This is a genomic window from Dactylosporangium aurantiacum (genome assembly GCF_000716715.1).
In the GTDB taxonomy this organism is placed as follows: Bacteria; Actinomycetota; Actinomycetes; order Mycobacteriales; family Micromonosporaceae; genus Dactylosporangium; species Dactylosporangium aurantiacum.
Genome location: NZ_JNYJ01000061.1, coordinates 41,484 through 61,707, shown reverse-complemented (window position 1 = coordinate 61,707; position 20,224 = coordinate 41,484). Strand labels below are relative to the sequence as shown.

General features: G+C 73.3%; 16 protein-coding genes. 7 read left to right on the top strand and 9 right to left on the bottom strand.

Translation table 11 applies throughout. From position 1 onward, the window contains the following. Window positions 1-43: 43 nt before the first annotated feature. Window positions 44-1,534: an amino acid permease gene (locus OP18_RS51690; RefSeq protein WP_052388276.1), complete on the bottom strand. Its 1,491-nt coding sequence runs from the start codon at window positions 1,532-1,534 to the stop codon at window positions 44-46. A gap of 118 nt (window positions 1,535-1,652) precedes the next feature. Here OP18_RS51690 and OP18_RS44670 point away from each other — a divergent pair, with 118 nt between their 5' ends. After that, window positions 1,653-2,981, top strand: a complete 1,329-nt coding sequence (locus OP18_RS44670; protein ID WP_033365504.1) for an FAD/NAD(P)-binding protein — start codon at window positions 1,653-1,655, stop codon at window positions 2,979-2,981. Here OP18_RS44670 and OP18_RS44665 read toward each other — a convergent pair. Genes OP18_RS44665 through OP18_RS44650 form a run of 4 tightly spaced genes read right to left on the bottom strand, consistent with a single transcriptional unit; the run spans window position 2,935 to window position 6,989 of the window. Then, window positions 2,935-3,540 carry a GTP-binding protein gene (locus OP18_RS44665; RefSeq protein WP_033365502.1) on the bottom strand — a complete coding sequence of 202 codons (606 nt, stop codon included), beginning with the start codon at window positions 3,538-3,540 and terminating at the stop codon, window positions 2,935-2,937. The genes OP18_RS44670 and OP18_RS44665 overlap by 47 nt on opposite strands. Then, a complete protein-coding gene (locus OP18_RS44660) occupies window positions 3,521-3,907 on the bottom strand; it encodes a DUF742 domain-containing protein (protein ID WP_033365500.1) in 387 nt (128 codons plus the stop codon). Before OP18_RS44660 ends, OP18_RS44665 begins: the two co-directional genes overlap by 20 nt. Then, on the bottom strand, window positions 3,894-4,316 hold the full coding sequence (locus OP18_RS44655; RefSeq protein WP_033365499.1) for a roadblock/LC7 domain-containing protein: 423 nt from the start codon (window positions 4,314-4,316) through the stop codon (window positions 3,894-3,896). Before OP18_RS44655 ends, OP18_RS44660 begins: the two co-directional genes overlap by 14 nt. Further along, the gene (locus OP18_RS44650; RefSeq protein ID WP_052388274.1) at window positions 4,317-6,989 is read right to left on the bottom strand and encodes a nitrate- and nitrite sensing domain-containing protein; all 2,673 of its coding nucleotides are present in this window, start codon (window positions 6,987-6,989) and stop codon (window positions 4,317-4,319) included. Between the two features lie 181 nt (window positions 6,990-7,170). Between OP18_RS44650 and OP18_RS58920 the strand changes: the two genes are divergently transcribed. Continuing rightward, a complete protein-coding gene (locus tag OP18_RS58920; protein WP_162189912.1) occupies window positions 7,171-7,599 on the top strand; it encodes a hypothetical protein in 429 nt (142 codons plus the stop codon). A gap of 622 nt (window positions 7,600-8,221) precedes the next feature. On the opposite strand, the gene OP18_RS44640 is transcribed toward OP18_RS58920, so the two are convergent. After that, on the bottom strand, window positions 8,222-9,163 hold the full coding sequence (locus tag OP18_RS44640; protein WP_052388273.1) for a PfkB family carbohydrate kinase: 942 nt from the start codon (window positions 9,161-9,163) through the stop codon (window positions 8,222-8,224). Window positions 9,164-9,235: 72 nt separating this feature from the next. On the opposite strand from OP18_RS44640, the gene OP18_RS51685 reads away from it, so the two are divergent. Next, on the top strand, window positions 9,236-10,351 hold the full coding sequence (locus OP18_RS51685) for an NAD(P)/FAD-dependent oxidoreductase (RefSeq protein WP_052388296.1): 1,116 nt from the start codon (window positions 9,236-9,238) through the stop codon (window positions 10,349-10,351). Window positions 10,352-10,394: 43 nt separating this feature from the next. On the opposite strand, the gene OP18_RS44630 is transcribed toward OP18_RS51685, so the two are convergent. Further along, window positions 10,395-10,985, bottom strand: a complete 591-nt coding sequence (locus tag OP18_RS44630) for a PadR family transcriptional regulator (protein ID WP_052388272.1) — start codon at window positions 10,983-10,985, stop codon at window positions 10,395-10,397. Between the two features lie 57 nt (window positions 10,986-11,042). Between OP18_RS44630 and OP18_RS44625 the strand changes: the two genes are divergently transcribed. From OP18_RS44625 to rpsT, 4 genes are all read left to right on the top strand, one after another. Next, entirely contained in the window at window positions 11,043-11,792 is a 750-nt protein-coding gene (locus OP18_RS44625; protein ID WP_033365496.1) for an ABC transporter ATP-binding protein, read from the top strand. A gap of 63 nt (window positions 11,793-11,855) precedes the next feature. Further along, window positions 11,856-14,324, top strand: coding sequence for a sensor histidine kinase (locus tag OP18_RS56255; protein ID WP_052388271.1), 2,469 nt, complete (start codon window positions 11,856-11,858; stop codon window positions 14,322-14,324). A 21-nt stretch (window positions 14,325-14,345) separates the two neighbouring features. Beyond that, window positions 14,346-15,548 carry a L,D-transpeptidase gene (locus OP18_RS44615; RefSeq protein ID WP_081971647.1) on the top strand — a complete coding sequence of 401 codons (1,203 nt, stop codon included), beginning with the start codon at window positions 14,346-14,348 and terminating at the stop codon, window positions 15,546-15,548. Window positions 15,549-15,706: 158 nt separating this feature from the next. Continuing rightward, window positions 15,707-15,973 (top strand): 30S ribosomal protein S20, encoded by a 267-nt coding sequence (rpsT, locus tag OP18_RS44610; protein ID WP_033365494.1) that lies wholly within the window; start codon window positions 15,707-15,709, stop codon window positions 15,971-15,973. 556 nt (window positions 15,974-16,529) lie between these two features. Here the strand turns inward: rpsT and OP18_RS62780 are convergent. Both OP18_RS62780 and holA read right to left on the bottom strand, forming a co-directional pair. After that, on the bottom strand, window positions 16,530-19,241 hold the full coding sequence (locus OP18_RS62780; RefSeq protein ID WP_033365492.1) for a hypothetical protein: 2,712 nt from the start codon (window positions 19,239-19,241) through the stop codon (window positions 16,530-16,532). Further along, window positions 19,238-20,221: a DNA polymerase III subunit delta gene (gene holA, locus OP18_RS44600; protein ID WP_033365491.1), complete on the bottom strand. Its 984-nt coding sequence runs from the start codon at window positions 20,219-20,221 to the stop codon at window positions 19,238-19,240. The genes OP18_RS62780 and holA overlap by 4 nt, the downstream gene beginning before the upstream one ends. Window positions 20,222-20,224 lie beyond the last annotated feature (3 nt).

Sequence of the window (20,224 nt, the reverse complement as noted above, 5' to 3'; positions counted from 1 at the left end):
CGGCGCCACCCGGGACACGTGGGGGTGGGTATGAGCAGACCTCCTACGCCGCCGACCCCGATCGCCCGCCCTCCGCGGTGAGCCGGGCCTCGCCGGCGTCGGCCGCCAGGTTGGCCCGGCGCATCCCGTACACGAAGTACAGCAGCAGGCCGGCGGCCATCCAGATCAGGAACCGCACCCAGGTGATGACCGGCAGGTTCAGCATCAGCCACAGGCTGGCCAGGACGCTGATCGCCGGCAGCCACGGCACGCCCGGTACCCGGAAGGCGCGCGGCAGGTCGGGGCGGGTCCTGCGCAGGATGACCACGCCGATCGACACGACCACGAACGCGAACAGCGTGCCGATGCTGGTCAGCTCCGACAGCTCCGACAGCGGCACGAACGCGGCGAGGACGGCGACCACGACGCCGGTGATGGTCGACATGACCCAGGGCGTGCCGTACTTCGGGTGGACCTTCGCCAGGACCGGCGGCAGCAGGCCGTCGCGAGCCATCGCGAACGAGACCCGGGCCTGCCCCAGCAGCAGCACGAGGATGACCGACGTGATGCCGCACACGGCGCCGAGGGAGATGAGGTCGGCCGCCCAGGTCTGCCCGACGAGGTCGAACGCCTTGGCGAGGGGTGCGGCGGTGTCGAGTTCGGTGAAGGGGACCATGCCGGTGACGACGGCGGCGGTCGCCATGTACAGCACGGCGCAGATGATCAGGGAGCCGATGATGCCCCACGGGACGTCGCGCTGCGGGTTGCGGGTCTCCTCGGCGGTGGTGGCGACGACGTCGAAGCCGATGTAGGCGAAGAAGACGATGGAGGCGGCCGCGACGATGCCGAACCAGCCGAAGTGCTGCGGCGTGATCCCGGCGAGGATCTGCAGCAGCGGGGCGTCGCCACCGCTGGCCTTCTCCGACGGCACGGCGTCGGGGATGAACGGGGTGTAGTTGGCGGCCTTGACGAAGAACAGGCCGAGGCCGATGACGAACACCACGACGGCGACCTTGACCACGACGAGCGCGCCGGTGACCCGGCCGGACAGCTTCGCCCCCATGATCGCCACGACGGTGAGGGCGGCGACGATGAAGGCGGCGCCGAAGTCGGGCACGGCCTTGTCGCCGGCGAGCCAGGCGGGCAGGTCGAAGAGCTCCTGCAGGTAGGCCGACCAGCCGCGGGACACCACGGCGGCGCCCAGGGCGAGCTCCAGGCACAGGTCCCAGCCGATGATCCAGGCGATGAACTGCCCGAGGGTGGCGTAGGAGAAGGTGTACGCGGAGCCGGCGACCGGCACGCTGGAGGCGAACTCGGCGTAGCACAGGGCGGCCAGGGCGCACACCACGCCGGCCAGGGCGAAGGACAGCACGATCGCCGGCCCGGCGTTGCGGGCGGCCTGCTGGCCGGTCAGCACGAAGATGCCCGTACCGATGATCACGCCGACGCCGAAGACCGTCAGGTGGAACGCCGAGAGGTTCTTTCTGAGCCCTCTGCCCGGTTCGTCCGTGTCCCGCAATGACTGCTCGATCGACTTGGTGCGAAAGATCGACATCGGTACACCTCCAGAGGGCTCCAGAAACCGACATGCCCGGAGGATCTGGGTTCTACACCCGGCCCGCCGCACCTAGTACCATAAAAACCTACCGGTTAGATATAAATTAGGGGTGGGCATGAAGACGACAGTGGTCGTGGGCGGAGGCTGTAGCGGCGCCCTGACGACGATCCATCTCAGCGGCCCCGAGGACCGGGTCGTCCTCGTCGACCCCTCCCCGGAGGACACGCTCGGCCGCGGCGCGGCGTACCGGACGACCGACCCGACGCACCTGCTCAACTCGCGGGCCGCGGCGATGAGCGCGCTCGCCGACGCGCCGGAGGACTTCCTCGACTGGTGCCGCGACCAGGGGCTCCCCATCGGCCCGGCGGACTTCGCACCGCGCAAGGTGTTCGGCGACTACCTGCACGACCGGCTGCGGCGGGTCGGCTTCGAGCACGTCCGCGGGGTGGCGACCCGCCTCGAGGCCGGCCCGCGGTCACTGCGCGTGGTGCTGCGCGGCGGCCAGGTCGTCCCCGCCGACCAGGTCGTGCTCGCCCTCGGCCACGGCGCCCCCGCGGGCCCCCTTGCCATCACCTCCGCGGTGCGGACCCATCCCTACTATGTGGGAAACCCGTGGACGCCGGGCGCGCTGGACCGCGTACCGGGTGACGTGCCGGTGCTGCTGATCGGCACCGGGCTCACCGCGCTCGACGTGGCGATGTCGCTGAGCGGGCGGGGCCGCCGGGCACCGCTGCACGCGGTGTCGCGCCGCGGGCTGCTCCCCCAGCCGCACCTGGAGGCCCAGCCGAAGGCCACCGGGAGCTTCGCCCACGCCGGATCCGACGCCGGCGGCCTGCTGCGGGCGGTGCGGCGGTACGCGGCGACGGAGCCCGACTGGCGCTGCGCCGTCGACACGCTGCGCCCCCAGCTCGACCGGCTGTGGTGGCAGCTGTCCGTCGACGCGCGGCGCCGGTTGCTGCAGCACGTCGCCGCGTACTGGGAGGTGCACCGGCACCGGATGGCACCGACGGTCGCCGCCCGGGTCGCCGCGCTGCGCGACAGCGGCGCCCTGTTCACGCACGCGGCGGCGATCCACTCGATCCGGCGCGGCGAACGTGGCTTCGTGGTCACGCTGCGCTTCAGGCACAAGGACGAGAGCTGGCCGGTCGGCGCGATCGTCAACTGCACCGGCCCCGGCGGCGCCGCGACCGGCACGCTCGGCCGGGCGCTGCTCGACGACGGGCTGGCCCGCCGCGATCCGACCGGGACCGGCCTGGACGTCGACGGTCACGGCCGCCTCGTCGACCGCGACGGCGTGGCGTCCGACCGCATCCTCGCGATCGGGCCGACCCGCCGCGGCGCCTGGTGGGAGACGACGGCCGTGCCGGAGATCCGGGCCCAGGCGGCCGCCCTCGCCGTCAGAACCCGGGCTGCCGGGCCGGTGCGAGTGCCGGTGGCCGCTTGATCGTCATCACGTGCTCGACGAGGGCGATCAGCACGTCCTTGATCGAGCGGCGGTCCCGGGCGTCGCACAGCACCACCGGCACGTCCGGGTCGAGGTCCAGGGCCCGACGCACCGCCTCGGCGGTGTGCTGCTGTACCCCGTCGAAGCAGTTGACCGCGACCAGGAACGGCGTGCCGCGCTGCTCGAAGTAGTCCACGGACGGGAAGCAGTCGGTGAGCCGCCGGGTGTCGGCGAGCACGACCGCGCCCAGCGCGCCGAGCGCCAGCTCGTCCCACAGGAACCAGAACCGGTCCTGGCCCGGGGTGCCGAACAGGTACAGCACGATGTCGTCGTTGATGCTGATCCGGCCGAAGTCCATGGCCACCGTCGTGGTGGTCTTGCCCTCCACCCCGTTGACGTCGTCGATGCCGACACCCGCGTTGGTGAGCACCTCCTCCGTCTGCAGGGGACGGATCTCGCTGACCGCGCTGACCAGCGTGGTCTTGCCGACGCCGAACCCTCCGGCGATGAGGATCTTCACCGCCAGCGGGATGTGGCCGTCAGAGCGATCGGAGACCATTGACAACCGCCTTGAGAATGCGATCGTCGGGCCGCTGCGGCCCGACGGATTGGTCGTACACAGGTTCGTGCATCTCGATCAGCCCCTGCTGGAGCAGGTCGCCCAGCAGCACGCGCACCACGCCGAGCGCGAGATCGAGGTGTGAGGCCAGCTCCGCGACCGTGACCGGCTCGCGGGTGCGGGCCAGGATCGCATAGTGCTCCGGCTGCAGGTGCCGCGGGTGCCCCGGCCCGTCCGGAGCGTTGACGACGAACGCGACGAGGTCGAAGCCGCCGACGGCGGGCCTGGCCCGCCCGCCCGTCACCGCATAGGGGCGCACCACCGGACCGGCGTCGGAGTCGAGCCAGTCGTGATCACCCGGCGGCATCGGACGGGGCGCCCGTTCGTGACGGTGCGGTGAGGTACTGCCCGACCCGGGTCACCAGCATCGCCATCTCGTAGGCGATCACGCCGATGTCGGAGTCCGCGGCGCTCAGCACGGCCAGGCACGCGCCCTGCCCGGCGGCCGTGACGAACAGGAACGCGTCGTCCATCTCCACGATCGTCTGGCGGACGGCGCCGCCGTTGAAGTGCCGCCCGGCGCTGCGGGCCAGGCTCTGGAAGCCGGACGCGACCGCCGACAGGTGCTCGGCGTCGTCCCGGCCGAGCCCCGTGGACGCGCCCATGAGCAGCCCGTCGGCGGAGAGCACCACGGCGTGCTGCGCCGACTCGACCCGATCGACGAGATCGTCGAGGAGCCAGTCGAGCTTGCCGGTGCGACTCGTCGATTGTGCCACCTATGCGTCCCTTTCCGATGTGGGTTGATCGTCGGTGAGCGCCGCCTCCCGGCGCCCCCGGGTGAACCCTGCCTGCAGCGACGTCATCATCGCGCGGGTCTGCTCGGGTGACCTGCCGGCCGCGGCGGAGGCGAACTGCGACGCCGGCACGCCGTCGACCGTGTGCTCGTCGTCGGGCCGCTCCCGCAGCTGCGGCGCGAGGCTCGCCTGCCGGCGGCGCTTCGGCAGCCCGTCGTCGGTCAGGTCCAGCGGCACCTCGGGTCCGGGCCGCGACGACCCGGGCTCGGACCGCGATGACGACCCGGCCTCCCCTCGCGGCGACAGCCCGGCCTCCGACCGCGGCGACGGTCCGGTCTCGTGCCGCGGCGACGAGCCGGTCTCGTACCGAGGCGACGAGCCGGTCTCGTGCCGCGGCGACGGGCCGGTCTCGTGCCGCGGCGACGGGCCGGTCTCGTGCCGCGGCGACGCCACGGAGGAAGCACCGTTGCGCTGCGACGGCACGGAGGCCGGCACGACCTCGGCGTCGACGGGGGCGGCACGGCGGGCGGTCACCGGCGGGACCCGGTCCAGCACCGGGATCCGGCCCGCCTCCGCCGGCGCGGCGTCCAGGACCGCGGGCGTGCCGCGCGACGGCTCCGCCCCGGCGACCTCGCCGGCGGCCTGGGGCTCGACCATCACCTCACCGTCCACCTCACCGGCCAGCTCGCCCACCAGGTCGTTCCTGAGCTCCGACGGGGTCGGCGCGGTCAGCTCCGGGGTCGCACCGGTGATCAGGTGCGGCGGGATGAGCACGACCGCGGTGATGCCGCCGTACGGCGAGGACCGCAGCGTGACCCGAACCCCGTGCCGGGCGGCGAGCAGCGCCACCACGAACAGCCCCAGCCGGGCGCTGTTGGCGGGGTCGAAGTCCGGCGGGTGCAGCAGCCGCTCGTTGGCCTCCTCGATCGCCTCCGGCGACATGCCCAGGCCACGGTCCTCGATCTCGACCGCGAACCCGTTCGGCACCAGCTGGCCGCTGATCTGCACCCGGGTGTGCGGCGGCGAGTACGACGTGGCGTTCTCGATCACCTCGGCCAGCAGGTGGATGACGTCGGCGACGGCCCGGCCGACCAGCGACGCCTCCGGCAGCGTCAGGAAGCCCACCCGCGCGTAGTCCTCGACCTCGGACACCGCGCCGCGGACCACGTCGACCATCGGCACCGGGTTGCGCCAGCCCCGCCCGGGCGTCGCACCGGCCAGGATGACCAGGTCCTCCGCGTGGCGGCGCATGCGGGTCGCCAGGTGGTCGACCCGGAACAGGTCCTCCAGCTCCTCCGGGTCCCCGGTCCGCCGCTCCATGCGGTCCAGCAGCGCCAGCTGCCGGTGCAGCAGCGTCTGGCTGCGGCGGGCGATGTTCAGGAACACCTCGTTGAGGCCGCGCCGCAGCTGCGCCTCGTGCGCCGCGGACTCGATCGCGGTGCGCTGCACGGCGCTGAACGCGTTGCCCACCTTGCCGATCTCGTCGGTGCCGTACTCCAGCGGCGGCGCCGCCTCCGCCAGGTCGAGCTCCTCACCGCGGCGCAGCCGGCCGACGACCTCCGGCAGCCGCTGGTCGGCGAGGGCCTGCGCGTCCTGCCGCAGCCCTGTCAGCCGGTTGATCAGCGACCGGCCGATCCGGACCGACAGCACCACCGACACCGCGATGGCCAGCAGGCCCAGCACGGCGGCGAGCACGAGCCGCACGATGATGCCGACGGCGAGCGGCTCGGCCCGCACCAGGATCGTGTCGCCGTACTCCAGGTCCAGCTGGCGCAGCTGCTCGGCGAGCTTGTCGTACGCCTCCCGCCACACCGTGATGTCCACCGGGACCGCGGCGTTCGGCCGGGCCTCAGCAATGATCTTGTTCTCGAAGTCGGTCAGTTTCTTGTGCGCGTCGCCGGCGACGATGTCCTGGTAGGTCCGCCGCACCGACTCGGGCAGCTCCGCGGACTGCTCCGCGTATTCGCTGCGCTTCGCGCCGATCGCGGCGACGAGGTCGGCGGCCTCCGTGCGGACGAACTTGCCCGCCGCGGCGGCGCCGTTGATCAGCGCGTCCTCGCGGGCGAGCAGCTCCCGGGCCCGGCTCATCGCGATGTTGGTCCGGGCGTCCTTGCTCAGCTGGGCGTCACTGACCCCGGGCAGCGCGTTGTACCAGCGGTAGACCGCGTCGATCGGCCCGTTGTAGATGTCCATCGCGCCGGCCCGGTCGACCTGCCCGAGCGAGATCCCCGACCGCCCCGGCACGAGCCCGTCCAGCGCCACCATGATCTCGGTGAGCCGGCCCCGCGCGGCCTCCGGCATCGCTTCGCGGGTCTCCCCCTTGCCGGCCAGGGACCGGAAGTGGCTGACCGCAGCGTCCGTCTTGCGCCGCTGCTCGGCCAGCAGCGCCGTCTCCGGCTTCCCCTCGGCCCGGCCGGCCCCCAGGTACACCTGCGACAGCTTGCGCTCCCGCTGCAGCTCGACGGTCATCGTCTCGGCCGGCTCGGCGGCCAGCTCGTAGTACGTCTGAGCGTCGAACAGCTCGAACACCGCACTGGACGTCAGGCTCGTCGCGAAGACCCACAACACGACCAGCGACAACAGCGGCGGCAGCAGCAGGGTGACGATCTTGGCGCGGATCGACCACGTGCGGATTCTCCACGTGCGGGACTTCATGTGATCCTCGTGGGTCGCGTCGACAAGGGGGGTGGCGCGTCTCGGGCATGATACGGACACACAGGCGGGGAAGTCACCAACAAGGTCGTCCTCGTCCCAAACCCGGCTTCGCCCGTGATCTCCTCCCCCTCCTCCCCCTCCTCCCGGTGTGCTTTCCCGCCCCCCGGGCAGGGCGCCCGCCATGCGAGGTGGACGGTGGATTTTCGCGATCGGCGCCTGGACCGTGTGCACGGCGGCCCTCAGCGCCTTCGGCATCGGCAGGATCGAGGCCATCCGCACCTCACTGCTGGCCGCGACGACCCGCACCCCGGCACAGCCCGCCTCGACAGGCCCCTCCGCCGCCGGGTCGGTCTCCCCCTCGCCGCACCCGGGCTCCTCGCCGACCGCGGGCGCGCCGAAGGTGCTGCGCACCCCCGGCGGCAACATCACCGCCCACTGCGAGGCCGGCATGGTCTGGGCCGACCGGATCGGCCCGGCCCTCGAATACCGCATCGAGGAAGCCCAGCAGGGCCCCGGCACCGAGTACCGCCTCACCTTCCGCTCCGACACCCAGGTCATCCACATCGTCGTCCGCTGCAAGGACCTGGTCCCGGAGCTCCAGCTCAACTGACCGCCCCTGACACCGCCGGTCGCCGTGAGCGGCAGGCGCTCGCAGCCGATGTAATCGCGCAGCGTGCCCCCGGCGGCGCGGCGGGTATGCCGGCATGAGGTGGGTCCGTGTGCCCACAGGGCGGGCAGGGCGGGCAGGCCGGCTGGCAGGACGGGCAGGGCCGACAGGGCCGGCAGGGCCGGCAGGGCGGGCAGGGCCGGCAGGGCGGGCAGGGCCGGCAGGGCGGGCAGGGCCGGCAGGGCGGGCAGGCCGGCTGGCAGGACGGGCAGGGCCCACAGGGCGCGTCCGGCGTGCTGGCAGGGCGGCCGCACCGCGGCACAGCAGGGCCATTCGGTGAGTTTGTGGGAGTCGGCGGACCAGGCCGGGCTCCTGGTCAGCCGGGCTCCTGGTCAGCCGGGCTCCACAGCCACGGACCCTCACCGCACGGCAGGCCCCACACAACGCCCCGGCTGACCGCGACGACGCGCAACCCCTCACCGCGCGAGCCCGCCGCGACGCCCCCGCTCAACCCTCCCGTGTCACGCCGGCCCTTCCGCCCCCTCCCCCGACAGGCCGCCGCACACCCAGGAACCTACCCCCGGGGTACGACACTTCTCCGCCCCCGCCGACGAGCCAGGCGGCGTCAGGTCGGGATCGTGGTCAGGCCGGCCCGCCGGCCCAGGTTCAGCGCCAGGTCACGGGCCCGGATGGCGGCGCAGCGCTGGGCGGTCGCGGCGGCCTCCGCGATCGGGGCCTCGGCGAGCTGGGCGAGGACGAAGCCGGCGACGTACGCCGACCGGTTGCGCGGCCCCGGCGCCGCCGAGGTGTGCACGGTGTCGGCGTCCTGGCTGATCACCACCGCCCCGTCGGCGTCCAGCGCGACGGACACGACGGCCGCGGCGGTCGACCGCAGGAGCATGCCGCGGGCCGCGGTGACGGCGGCGGCGTTGGTACCTTCGACGACCCCACTGACCGTGTCGAGGGTCGGGGTGACCAGGTCGGGGCCGAGGTGCGCCCACGGGCCGAGGTCGAGGGCGTCGACGGCGAGCAGCGGCACGTCGAGGCGCCGGGTCGCCAGCATCGCGCGGACCGCGGGGCCCAGCGTGCCCGCGCCCAGGTCGCACACGACGACCGCCTCGGGGGCCTCGGCCAGCGACTCGTCGAGGCGTTGCAGCAGCGTCTCGGCCGCGGTCCCGCCGAGCGGGGTGGTGTCGCCGTCGTCGAACCGGGCGATCACCTGACCGGCCGCGACGAGGCGGCGTTTGGTGAGCGTACGCCGGCCGACGGAGACGACCAGACGGTCCGTGGCGCCGCTGTCCCACACCCTGGAGCGCAGCGTGGCACCCGCGTCGTCGTCGCCGGTCGCGCCGACGACGGTGGTCCGGGCGCCGAGGGCGGTGAGGGCGCCGGCGAGCGCCGCGGCACCGCCACCGACCTCGCGGGTCTTGTCGAGGGTGACGACGGGGACGGGGGCCTCGCGGCTCATACGCGTCGGGGTGCCGTGCAGCCAGCAGTCGAGCACGGCGTCTCCGACGACGAGCACGTGACGGTCCTGCCAGCGGGCGGCGAGCTCGGCGAATCTCACGCGGGGCGACTACCCGGCTCGTAACGGAACATTCCCTGCGACAATCACAGGATCGAACGCGCAGACGTGGCGATGATCGGTGGGGGCATGGCCGGCCTGTCCCTCGCCGCCGAGCTCGCCGAGCTTGATGGCCGGTTGGTGGAACGCGCCGAGGCCGCCGGTGGGCACCGGGAGCCGTTGCGGATCGTGGTGCTGGAGCGGGAGAACCAGTTCGGGTATCACACGACCGGGCGGTCGGTGGCCGCGTTCCTGGAGAGCTACGGCTCGCCGGAGGTGCGCGCGCTGACCCGCGCGTCCCGCATCATGCTCGACGCGCTCGGCGCCGAGTCGGGCACGCCGCTGCTGCGGACCCGACCGCTGGTCTGGGTGGCCCGCGAGGACCAGCTGCCGGCGATGAACGCGCTGCTGACCGCCAACCCGTCGCTGCGCGGCACCGACGTCGCGGGCGCGCAGACGCTGTGCCCCGCGCTGCGCCCGTCGGCGGTGGCCCGCGCGGCGGTCGAACGCACCGCACAGGACATCGACGTCGACGCGTTGCATCAGCTGTACCGCAAACGCGCCGCCGCCGCGGGAGTGGTGCTGCGCACCGCGATCGGCCTGGAGGCCGGCGAGTGGACGGGGCACGGCTGGCGGCTCACCACCGACCGCGGCGACCTGGAGGCCGGGCGGGTCGTCAACGCCGCCGGCGCGTGGGCGGACGCCGTGGCCGGGCGGCTCGGGGTGCGGGCGGCCGGGCTGACGCCGATGCGCCGCACCGTGGCGATCGTGTCGATCGACGGGGTCGCGCCGACCTGGCCGCTGGTCCTCGACGTCGGCGACGAGTTCTACTTCCGGCCGGAGAGCGGCGGGCTGCTGGTGTCGCCGTGCGACGAGACGCCGTCGCCGCCGGTCGACGCGGTCGCGGCGCCCGAGGACGTGGCCCTGGCGGTGGAGCGGGTCGCCGCCGTGACGACGCTGGAGCTGCGCCGGGTGCGGACCAGCTGGGCGGGGCTGCGCACGTTCGCGCCGGACCGCAACCCGGTCGTCGGGCCCGACCCCGCGCAGGAGGGCTTCTACTGGTTCGCGGGGCAGGGCGGCTTCGGCATCCAGACGGCGCCGGCCCTGGCCCGGCTGGCCGCCGCGGAGCTGCTCGGTGAGCCGTTCGAGATCCCGGGCCTGAAGCGCGGCGCCCTGCACCCGAGGACCTGACGCGCGGTCACCGCACCGAAGAGAGCCGCGCTGACAAAGGCGGTTACGCGGGACGGCGCAGCTCGTCCGGCAGCGGATCCGCCCTCCGCACGCCCGCCAGCCCCGCCACCGTGGCCGGGTCCCGCAGCAGCGCCTGCTCCGCGTCGTCGACGAACGCGAGATCCGCCTCCACGTGCCTCGTCGCCGCCGACAGCAGCAGCGCCACCACCGGGTCGGGCCCCTTGCGCCGCAGCCCGTCGAGGTTGCGCAGCTCCCGCAGCAGGTACGTGCGCTGCTGGCCGAGCACCGTGCGCACGATCTCCGGGTCGCCGGAGCGGGCCGCGGCCGTCACCTTGAGGAAGAAGTCGTCGCGGAAGCCGCCGCTGCGCGGGCTCGCCTCGTCCAACCACCGGCGCAGCTCGCCCCGGCCGGCGTCGGTGATCTCGTATACGACCCGGTCGGGCTTCACCGCCTGCGCGTGCCGCTCCGAGCTGACCATGCCGTCGCGGGAGAGCCGGTCGAGGATCTGGTACAGGTGGCCGATGTTGAGCGGCCCCCACTGCGGGCCGACCGCGGTCTCGAAGGCGCCCTTCAGCTCGTACCCGTAACTGGGCCCGTGCGACAGCAGCGACAGCACCGCGTGGTGGATCGGCATGCGCAGAGCCTACTCGCCTCTTGCATTGTCGCAATGCATTGCGACAGAGTAGGAACCATGACCGCACCGCCGACCGGCGCCGAGCTGTCCGTCACCGGGCTCACGAAACGGTTCCACACCGGTGAGCAGGACATCGTGGCCGCCGACGACCTGACCCTGCGGATCGAGGCCGGCAGCTTCACCGCCGTGACGGGCCCGAGCGGCTCGGGCAAGTCGACCCTGCTGCACCTCATCGGGGCGATCGAGTCCGCCGACGCCGGCACGATCGTGGTCGACGGCGTCGAGGTGACGGCCCTGCGGCGGCGCCGGCTGAGCGAGTACCGGCGCACGGTCGGCTTCGTGTTCCAGCGCTACCATCTGCTGCCCGCCCTCACCGCGCTGGACAACGTGATCGCGCCGGTGCTGCCGTTCCGGGTCGGCTTCGACAAGCAGGCGCGCGCCCGGGAGCTGCTGGAGGCGGTCGGTCTCGGCGGCCGCGAGCGGGCCCTGCCGGCGCAGCTGTCCGGCGGGCAGCAGCAGCGGATCGCCATCGCGCGGGCGCTGATCGGCTCACCGAAGCTGCTGCTCGCCGACGAGCCGACCGGCAACCTCGACTCCGCCAACGGCACACAGATCCTGGACCTGCTGCTCGACCTGCGCGAGCAGCACGGGATGACGGTGCTGCTGGCCACGCACGAGCAGCACATCGCGGCCAGATGCGACCGGCTGCTGCGGCTGGCCGACGGCCGGCTGACCGACGACATCGACCTGACCGACGGTGAGGACCCGTCCTCGACGCTCGCGCGGGCCACGCAGCTCCGGCTTTAGTCTGATTTCACCCCTTTGCGCAGGTACGATCAACGCCAGGTGCTTGCGGGTTAGGGGTGTGACATGCCGCAACTCGACCTCGGCGTGCTCGCGCAGCCCGGACGGCTCGCCGCGCTCCGGCGCGCACAGGCGCTGCTCGCCTCGTCATCGGCGCCCGTCGACGGGCTGGTCCGGCTCGCGGCCCGCTCCGTCGTGGCGCCGGTCGGCCTGCTGACCCTCGTCGACGACGAGCGGATGCACATCGTCGGCCGGCACGGGCTGCCGCCCGACCTCGACCGGGTCCACGCCGAGCCGGCGACCAGCTCCTTCTGCCAGTACGTGGTGGCCGAGAACACCCCCGTGGTGGTCAGCGACGCCCGGGACCACCCGGCGCTGCGCGACCTCGGCGCGGTGCACGACCGGGGCGTCACCGCGTACCTCGGCCAACCCATCCACGACCTGCACGGCCACACGCTCGGCGCGATCTGCGTCACCGACTCCGTGCCGCGGCACTGGACCGACGACGACGTCGCGGCCGTCGGGGAGTGCGCCGCCATGCTCGAGGTCATGCTGGGCGCCGAGACCAGCCGGCAGGACATCGCGATCGCCGCCACCGAGACCGACGCGGTGCTGGAGACGGCGCTGGAGGCGTTCGTCGGCATCGAGCTCACCGGCGAGATCACCCGCTGGAACCGGGCGGCGGAACGCACCTTCGGCTGGTCCGCCCAGGAGGCCCTCGGCAAGCAGGTCGACGAGCTGATCATCCCGGAGCGCTTCCGGGCCGCGCACCGCGCGGGGCTGACCAGGCTGGCCCGCGGCGGCGTGCCGAAGCTCATCGGGCAACGCCTCCAGCTCTACGCGGTCAACCGGGCCGGCGACGAGTTCCCGGTCGAGCTCACGCTCAACGTCGTGGACGGCCCGACCGGCCGGCACGCGCACGCGTTCGTCTACGACATCAGCGAACGCGTCGCCGCCGAACGGCAGCTCGCCCGCGAGCGGCACTTCCTCAGCGCCCTGCTCGACAACCTGGACGCCGGCGTGGTCGCCTGCGACGAGCGCGGCCGGCTGATCCTGTTCAACCGCGCCATGCGGGAGATCGCCGGCAGCGACGCCGACCAGTCGACCGTCGATTCGTGGGTGCAGCACTACCGCGCGTACCAGTCGGAGGAGGTCGCCTCCGACGACCTGCCGCTGGTGCGCGCGTTCCACGGCGAGCACGTCCGCGAGGCCGAGGTCGTCGTCCACCTGCCCGGCCGGCCCCGGCGCAGCTTCACCGCCAACGCCCAGCCGATCCGCGACAGCGACGGCAACCGGCTCGGCGCCGTCGCCGCCCTGCACGAGGTCACCGACCGGCGCCGGGCGCAGCGGCTCATCGAGTGCGAGCTCGCGGTGTCGCGCATCCTGGAGCACGCCCCGACGATCGAGGACGCCGGCCCGGAGCTGCTCGGCGCGGTCGCCCGTACGCTGCGGTGGCCGCACGCGGAGCTGTGGCTGGTCGACAAGGTCGGCAACGTCCTGCGCAACGCGGCGATGTGGACCGAGCCCGGTTACGTCATCCCCGAGCCAGGCCCGCTCGCGCCCGGCGTCGGCGTCTCCGGCGTCGCGTGGGAGACCGGCCAGCCCGCCTGGATCCCCGACATCTCCGTCGTCGGCAGCCGGCTCAACGTGCCGTCGCTGGCCCGGCACGGGCTGCGGGTCGGCCTCGCCGTGCCGATCCGCGACGGCGGCGGGGTCACCGGCACGCTGAGCTTCTTCGGCGACGCCGCCGAGGAGCCGGAGCAGTCCCTCATCGCGCTGCTGTCCGGGATCGCCGCGCACGTCGGGCAGTTCCTGGAGCGCCGCCGCGCCGAGGACCTGGCCCGCCAGCTGGCCCGCACCAAGGACGAGTTCATCTCGCTGGTGGGTCACGAGCTGCGCACGCCGCTGACGTCGATCTCGTCGTACACGGAGCTGCTCCTGCACGACAACGACGACGAGACGACCCGGGCCCAGTTCCTGTCGGTCATCGCCCGCAACGCGGAGAACCTCCGGGCCATCATCGACGACCTGCTCGACCTCGCCGGCCTGGAGAGCGGCTACGTCTCGCTCGTCGAGCGGCCACTGGACTTCGCCGCGGTGGTGCGGGCCAGTGCCGAGACCGGTACCCGCGCCGCCCGCGAGAAGGACATCGACATGCAGGTGGCGCTGCCCGACGGGCCCGCCATGGTCGCCGGCGACCAGCCGCGGCTGCGCAAGGTCGTGGACCACCTCGTCACCAACGCGGTCAAGTTCACCCCCGCCGGCGGCCGGGTCGAGATCGAGCTGGTCCGCGACGCCGCCGGGGTCGACCTGCGCGTCGCCGACACCGGCGTCGGCATTCCCGAGCAGGAGCGCTCCCGCCTCTTCGAACGCTTCTTCCGCGGCTCCAACATCCGCAGCCTCGGCCTGCCCGGCACCGGCCTCGGCCTGGCCATCAGCCGCACGGTCATCGAGCGGCACGGCGGCACGATCACCGTCACCGACCACGGCGACAAGCCGGGCACGACCTTCCTCGTCCGGTTGCCGTCCTTGTAGGCCGGGGCACAATGGTTGCTGATGCAACTACAACGATTGACCCTGCTGTTCGTGGTGAGCGCCCTGGTGCTCGCCGGCTGTGGCGACCCCGCCCCCTCCTGGAAGGGCGGCGGCGGCTCCGGTACGGCGGCCGCCGCCACCGTCAAGGTGGCCACGCCCACCGACGGCGCGCGGGACGTGTCGACGGCGACCTCGATCGTCTACGAGTCGTCCGCCGACGCCACGGTCACCCTGCAGGACGCCGCCGGCGCCACCGTCGAGGGCGGCCCGGCACCCGTGACGTCTGTTTCGTCCGGATCGTCCGGTCCGTCCGCGTCCGCGGCCCCCGGCGGCACCGAGTGGATGCCGGCGAAGCAGCTCAAGTACGGCACGGAGTACACGGCCACGGTCACCGCCGGCGCCACCAAGACCACGGTGAAGTTCACCACCATGGCCAGGCCGGCCAGCCTCGCCCGCACCAGCAGCCAGATCGGCGACGGCCAGGTCGTCGGCGTCGGCATGCCCATGATCCTGTCCTTCGGCGTCGACATCCCGAAGGACAAGCGGGCCGGCATCCAGAAGCGCCTGTTCATGTCCTCGGACCCGCCCCAGGAGGGCGTCTGGAACTGGTTCTCCGCCAAGGAGATCCACTACCGCCCGAAGGAGTACTGGCAGCCCGGCACCAAGCTCAGCCTGCGCGCCGCCGTCGGCGGCGTGTCCTTCGGCGGCAAGTCGTACGGCGAGAAGGACATCACCGTCGACGCCACCGTGGGCAAGAAGCTGATCATGGAGGTCGACAACGCCACCAAGCAGATGACCGTCACCGAGGACGGCGTGCTGCTCAAGACGATGCCCGTCTCCCTGGGCAAGCCCAGCAACCCCTCCGACAGCGGCAACTTCATCGTCATGGTGAAGAACGAGTGGGAGTGGTTCGACTCCTCCACCTACGGCGTCCCGGTCGACTCCCCCGACGGCTACCGCACCAAGGTCGAGTACCCGCAGCGGATCACCTGGAGCGGCCAGTACATCCACGCCGCCCCCTGGTCGGTCAAGGACCAGGGCAAACGCAACGTCTCCCACGGCTGCGTCAACATCTCCCTCGACCTGGCGAAGTGGCTGTACGGCGTGACCCACATCGGCGATCCCGTCATCGTCAAGGGCACCGAGGAGCGCGTGAAGTACGGCGACGGCTGGACCGACTGGGAGCTGTCCTGGGACGAGTACCGCAAGGGCAGCGCGCTCTGAGCCGCCGCCCCCTGTCCCCCTTGCCCGCCGCTGGCGGGCGGCCGTTTTGGCTGGCCGGGTGGGGACCTGGTAACCTGATTCATCGCGCACGGTGACGCGTCCCTGTTGCTTGCGCTTCAACGTTTTCCAACCCGAGCTAACAAGACGAGGTCTGTCGCGTGGCGAACATCAAGTCCCAGATCAAGCGCAACCGGCAGAACGAGAAGCGCCGCCTGCGCAACAAGTCGGTCAAGTCGTCGCTGAAGACGGCGATCCGCAAGTTCCACGAGGCGACCGCCGCCGGCGACACCGAGGCCGCCACCACGCTCCTGCGCGCCGCGTCGCGCAAGCTGGACCAGGCCGCCAGCAAGGGCGTCATCCACAAGAACCAGGCCGCCAACCGCAAGTCGGCGATCACCAAGAAGCTGGGTTCGCTGGCCGCCTGAGCGGTCACCACACCTCGTTCTGCCGAAAAGCGCCGCCCACCCGGGCGGCGCTTTCGCTGTACCCACCAACCGCCACCGGACCGTCTCCCGGCGACCGACGCGTCCGCCTCCGCGCACTTTCCCGCGCCGCGTTGTTCCCCACGCCGCGCTCTTCCCCACTCCCGCAGCCGGGCGTTGCCTACCACCCTCACAACCTCGCTGCCAGCTCAAGGCCGTGCCCGGATTACCCGCTGATCCCACCAGGGCGGTGCACCGCTTCCCAGCACCGCGCCACGCTGACGCGGTCACGCTGACGCCTCGGTCACGCTGACGCCTCGGTCACGCTGACGCCTCGGTCACGCTGACGCCTCGGTCACGCTGACGCCTCGGTCACGCTGCCAGGTCCTCACCGCCCGGACATCGATGAGCCGGAGGACCCGGGCTGTTCCCCCCGCGATCCTCCGGCTCATCATCTATGTCCCCGGACACGTGCACACCACGGCCACTGCCTTACCAGCGACCCCGGCGGCACCACCCGGGCCAGGTGACGCATCTTGAGCGCTTACCGCACCACCGGTCAGGCGAACCGCCCCTGGTTGAACCCCCCGGTCCGCTGCCTGGTCAGGTCCTCGTCCGCCCGCCACGACCGCTCGGCGTGCCGCCCCGACTGGAACTGCCCCGACGAGAAGTTGCCCGTGTCGTCCGCCCTGCGCCGCCCACCCGGCTGGCGCTGCGCGTGCCGCCCACCGGTCGCGTCCCGGTTCGCGCCGCGCCCGCTGTCGACGGGCCGGGTCGGGTCGTTCGGGTCGACGTCGTCGGCGGGCTCGTACCCGGACCACGCCGCCTGCCCCGCCGCCCAGCCGGTCTGCGCACCCCGGCTCGGCGCGGCACTCCACTGCGCCTGGTCCGCCCAGCCGGTCTCGTCGTCCCAGTCCGCCCACGGATCGACCGGCTCACCGTGCGCCGCCGCGCCACCCCGCCCGATCCACGCCGCCCGGTCACCCCAGACCGTCTCGTCACCCCAGTTGACCTGCCCGTCACCGGCACCGGCCGACCCCGCCCAGGCGGCCGCACTGCCCCAGCCCGCGGCGGTGTCCTCGCCCCAGGCGTGCCTGGTGTCGCCGGTCGACTCGACCCGGACCGGGTGCCCGCTCCACTGGCCGTCGTTCTGCCGCACACCACGCCCGCGCCCGTCGGTCGTCTCCTCGACGTCCCGCCCCCGGCCGTCACCACCCCAACCAGCCGCCCGCACCTGATCGGCACCGCCCTGCGCGTAGTCGTAGCCGGCCTGCGTATGACCCGACCCGGCTTGCGCGTAATCGGACCCAGGCTGCGCGTCGAAGCCGGCCTGCGCATAACCCGACCCGGCATCCGCGTAACTCGACCCCGCCTGCGCATAACCCGACCCGGCGTGCGTCCCCGGGTCGACGCCGGCTCCCTGCTCCCGGCCGGCGCCCTGCTCCCAGCCCACGGGCACAGCTCGGTCCCAGCTCTGACCGTCATCCTCATGGTCCCAGGCCTGCTCGTCGCCGACCCGCCGGTCGCGGCCCTGCCCGGCGTAACCAGCCTGACCGGCATAACCGGCCTCACCGGCATAACCGGCCTCACCGGCGTAACCAGCCTGGTCGTGGCCCCAGGCCTGACCAGCGCGGTCGTGACCCCAGCCCGCCTGGGCGTAAACGGCCTGGTCACGGCCGGCCTGGTCGTGGCCGGCGTGAGAGTGGCCGGCCCGGTCCCAGACGTCGGTGGTCTGGTCGTCGTGGCCCCGGCCGGTCTGCACCGGCTGGTCGAAGTCCTGGGCGAACTCGCCGGACCGCTCCCAGTGCTGACCGGCCTGCGCGGACCGCGCCGACTCATCCCAGCCGGTGCGGGTCGGCCACGTGCCGCCACCGGCCGTCTGGTCCCAGCCCTCGTGCTCGCCGGTCCGGCCGTGACGGCCGTCGGCGCTGGTCTCGTCGTCGCGGGAGCGGACTCCGCGGGCGTCGGCGCCGCGGTAGGCGGCGTGCACACCGGTGTCACGGTCGTGCTGGTCGGGACGGTGGGCGTCGCCTTCGGGGGACGCGGCGTGCGCGCCACCTTCGCCCGCACGGAACGCCGGGTACACGCCGGTGTCACCGTCCTGGAACGCTCGCCCCGAACCCGTGTCACCGTCACGGAACGCACGACCGGAGCCCGTGTCACCGTCACGGAACCCACGACCGGAACCCGTGTCACCGTCGCGGAACGCACGACCGGAGCCGGTCGTCTCCTCGTGGAACGCCGAGTGGGCGCCGGTGTCGCCGTCGCGGAGGGCACGGCGGGCGGCGGTGTCGGAGGTGGCCTGGCCGGGTGGAAGGTCGCTGGCGGGCGAGATCCCGTACCCGGCGTCGGGGGCGCTCTCCGGCTGGCGGGCACCGCCGCGGGGGCCGCCGTCGCGGGCCGGGACCGTGATCCGGATGACGCCGACCTTCTTACGCTGCGCCGGTGGCTCGCCGGCCGACTGCCGGGTCGCCGTGCGGGTGCCCCCGGTGCCCGCGCCGCGCCCAGCGCCCGCACCCGTGCCCGTGCCGCCCGCGCCCGTGCCGACCGTGCCCGTGCCGGCCGCACTCGTGCCGCCCGCACCCGTGCCCGTGCCGCCCGCGCCAGTACCGCCGCCGGCGCCGGCTACGACACCGGACCCGGCGCCGCCCTGCCGCACCCCGACCCCGCCGCGCCCGGCCCCGCCAACAGCAGCGCCGCCACCAGCGGTGCCGCCAACGCCACCGTCGGCAGCACCACCACCGGCAACCCCCGCGGCGGCCGACCTCGCGACGCTGCCCGCCGCCGCCCGGCCCGAGCCGGCGACCGGCACCCCGGCCCCGGACGGGTCACGGCCGGCGGCGCCGATGCCAGTGCCGGTGCCGGTGCCGGTGCCGGTCGAGTTGCCGGCGCCGCGGGCCATCTCGGCCCGGTCCAGCACGGTCGCGGTCCGCCGGGCGGCGGACACGGGCTCGTCGTCGTGGGCAGGAAGATCCACCCGAGTGGATGACGCCCGTTCGGATGAACCCCGGGCGGCGGAACGCGCCTGGGCCCGGACCCGCTTCGATCCGCCGATCGCCAGGTCGTTGACCTTGACCATGATCGCGACGACCGCCGGGAGCACGGGCACCGCCCACCAGCTGACCAACTCGGCGAGCGCGAGCAGCACGCCGGCCGCGATCATGCACTCGAACAGCATGAAACTGACGAATCCGCCGATGTGCAGGTGGCGAAGCCGCAGCGCACGCACATACAGCGGCGCCTGTGAGGCGAACCCGTTGCTCGTCGTCATCGTCCTATTCCTCCAGCACGCGCCGCGACCACTGCGAACACAGCCCGCTCGAGCGCATAGCCGCGGTCGTCCGAGCCACCCTTGACGGCGGCATTGCACTCTGCCGCCACTCGCATGGCATCAACGAGCGCCTCGGCCGTCCAGCCACGGGCTTGGCGCTGCGCGCGTTCGACCTTCCACGGAGGCATTCCCAAATTTCCGGCGAGTTGATATGCGCTGCCCTTGCCGGCGGCGGCCACGCGGGCGACCGTGCGGACCCCGTCGGCGATGGCGTCGGCGATCGGCACGGGGTCCACGCCGACGTGCAGCGCCCACCGCAGGGCCTCCAGCGCGGCGGCCGTGTCGCCGACCATGACGGCGTCGGCGACGGTGAACCCGGAAACCTCGGCACGGCCGCGGTAATACTGCGCGACGGTGCTCAGGTCGATCCGGCCACCGGTGTCGGCGACCAGCTGCGAGCAGGCGGCGACCAGCTCACGCAGGTCGTTGCCGACGGCGTTGAGCAGCGCCTCGGCGGCGTCCTCGCCGATCTTGCCGCCCTGGCGGCGGATCTCGTTGCGCACGAAGTCGACCCGCTCGCGGTGCTTGCTGATCTTCGCGGCGGGCACGACGTCGGCGCCGGCGGCCTTGAGCCCGTCGGCGAGCGCCTTGCCCTTGGCGCCGCCGGCGTGGGCGACGACGAGCACGACGTCGTCCTCGGGGTCGGCGGCATACGCCAGCAGCGCCGCGATGATGTCCTTCTTGGTGTCCTGCCCGCTGTCGACGACGAGCACCCGCCGGCCGCCGAACAGCGACGGGCTCAGCAGCTCCGCGAGCTCACCGGCGAGCAGCTCACCGCCGGCGCGGCGGTGGACCTCGGTGTCGGGGTCGGCGGCGCGGGCGGCGGCGATGGTGTCGGTGATCGCACGGGAGACGAGCAGCTCCTCGTCACCGATCACCAGGCGGAGGCGGGGCAGACCAGAACCAGACACGCGAGCCATCGT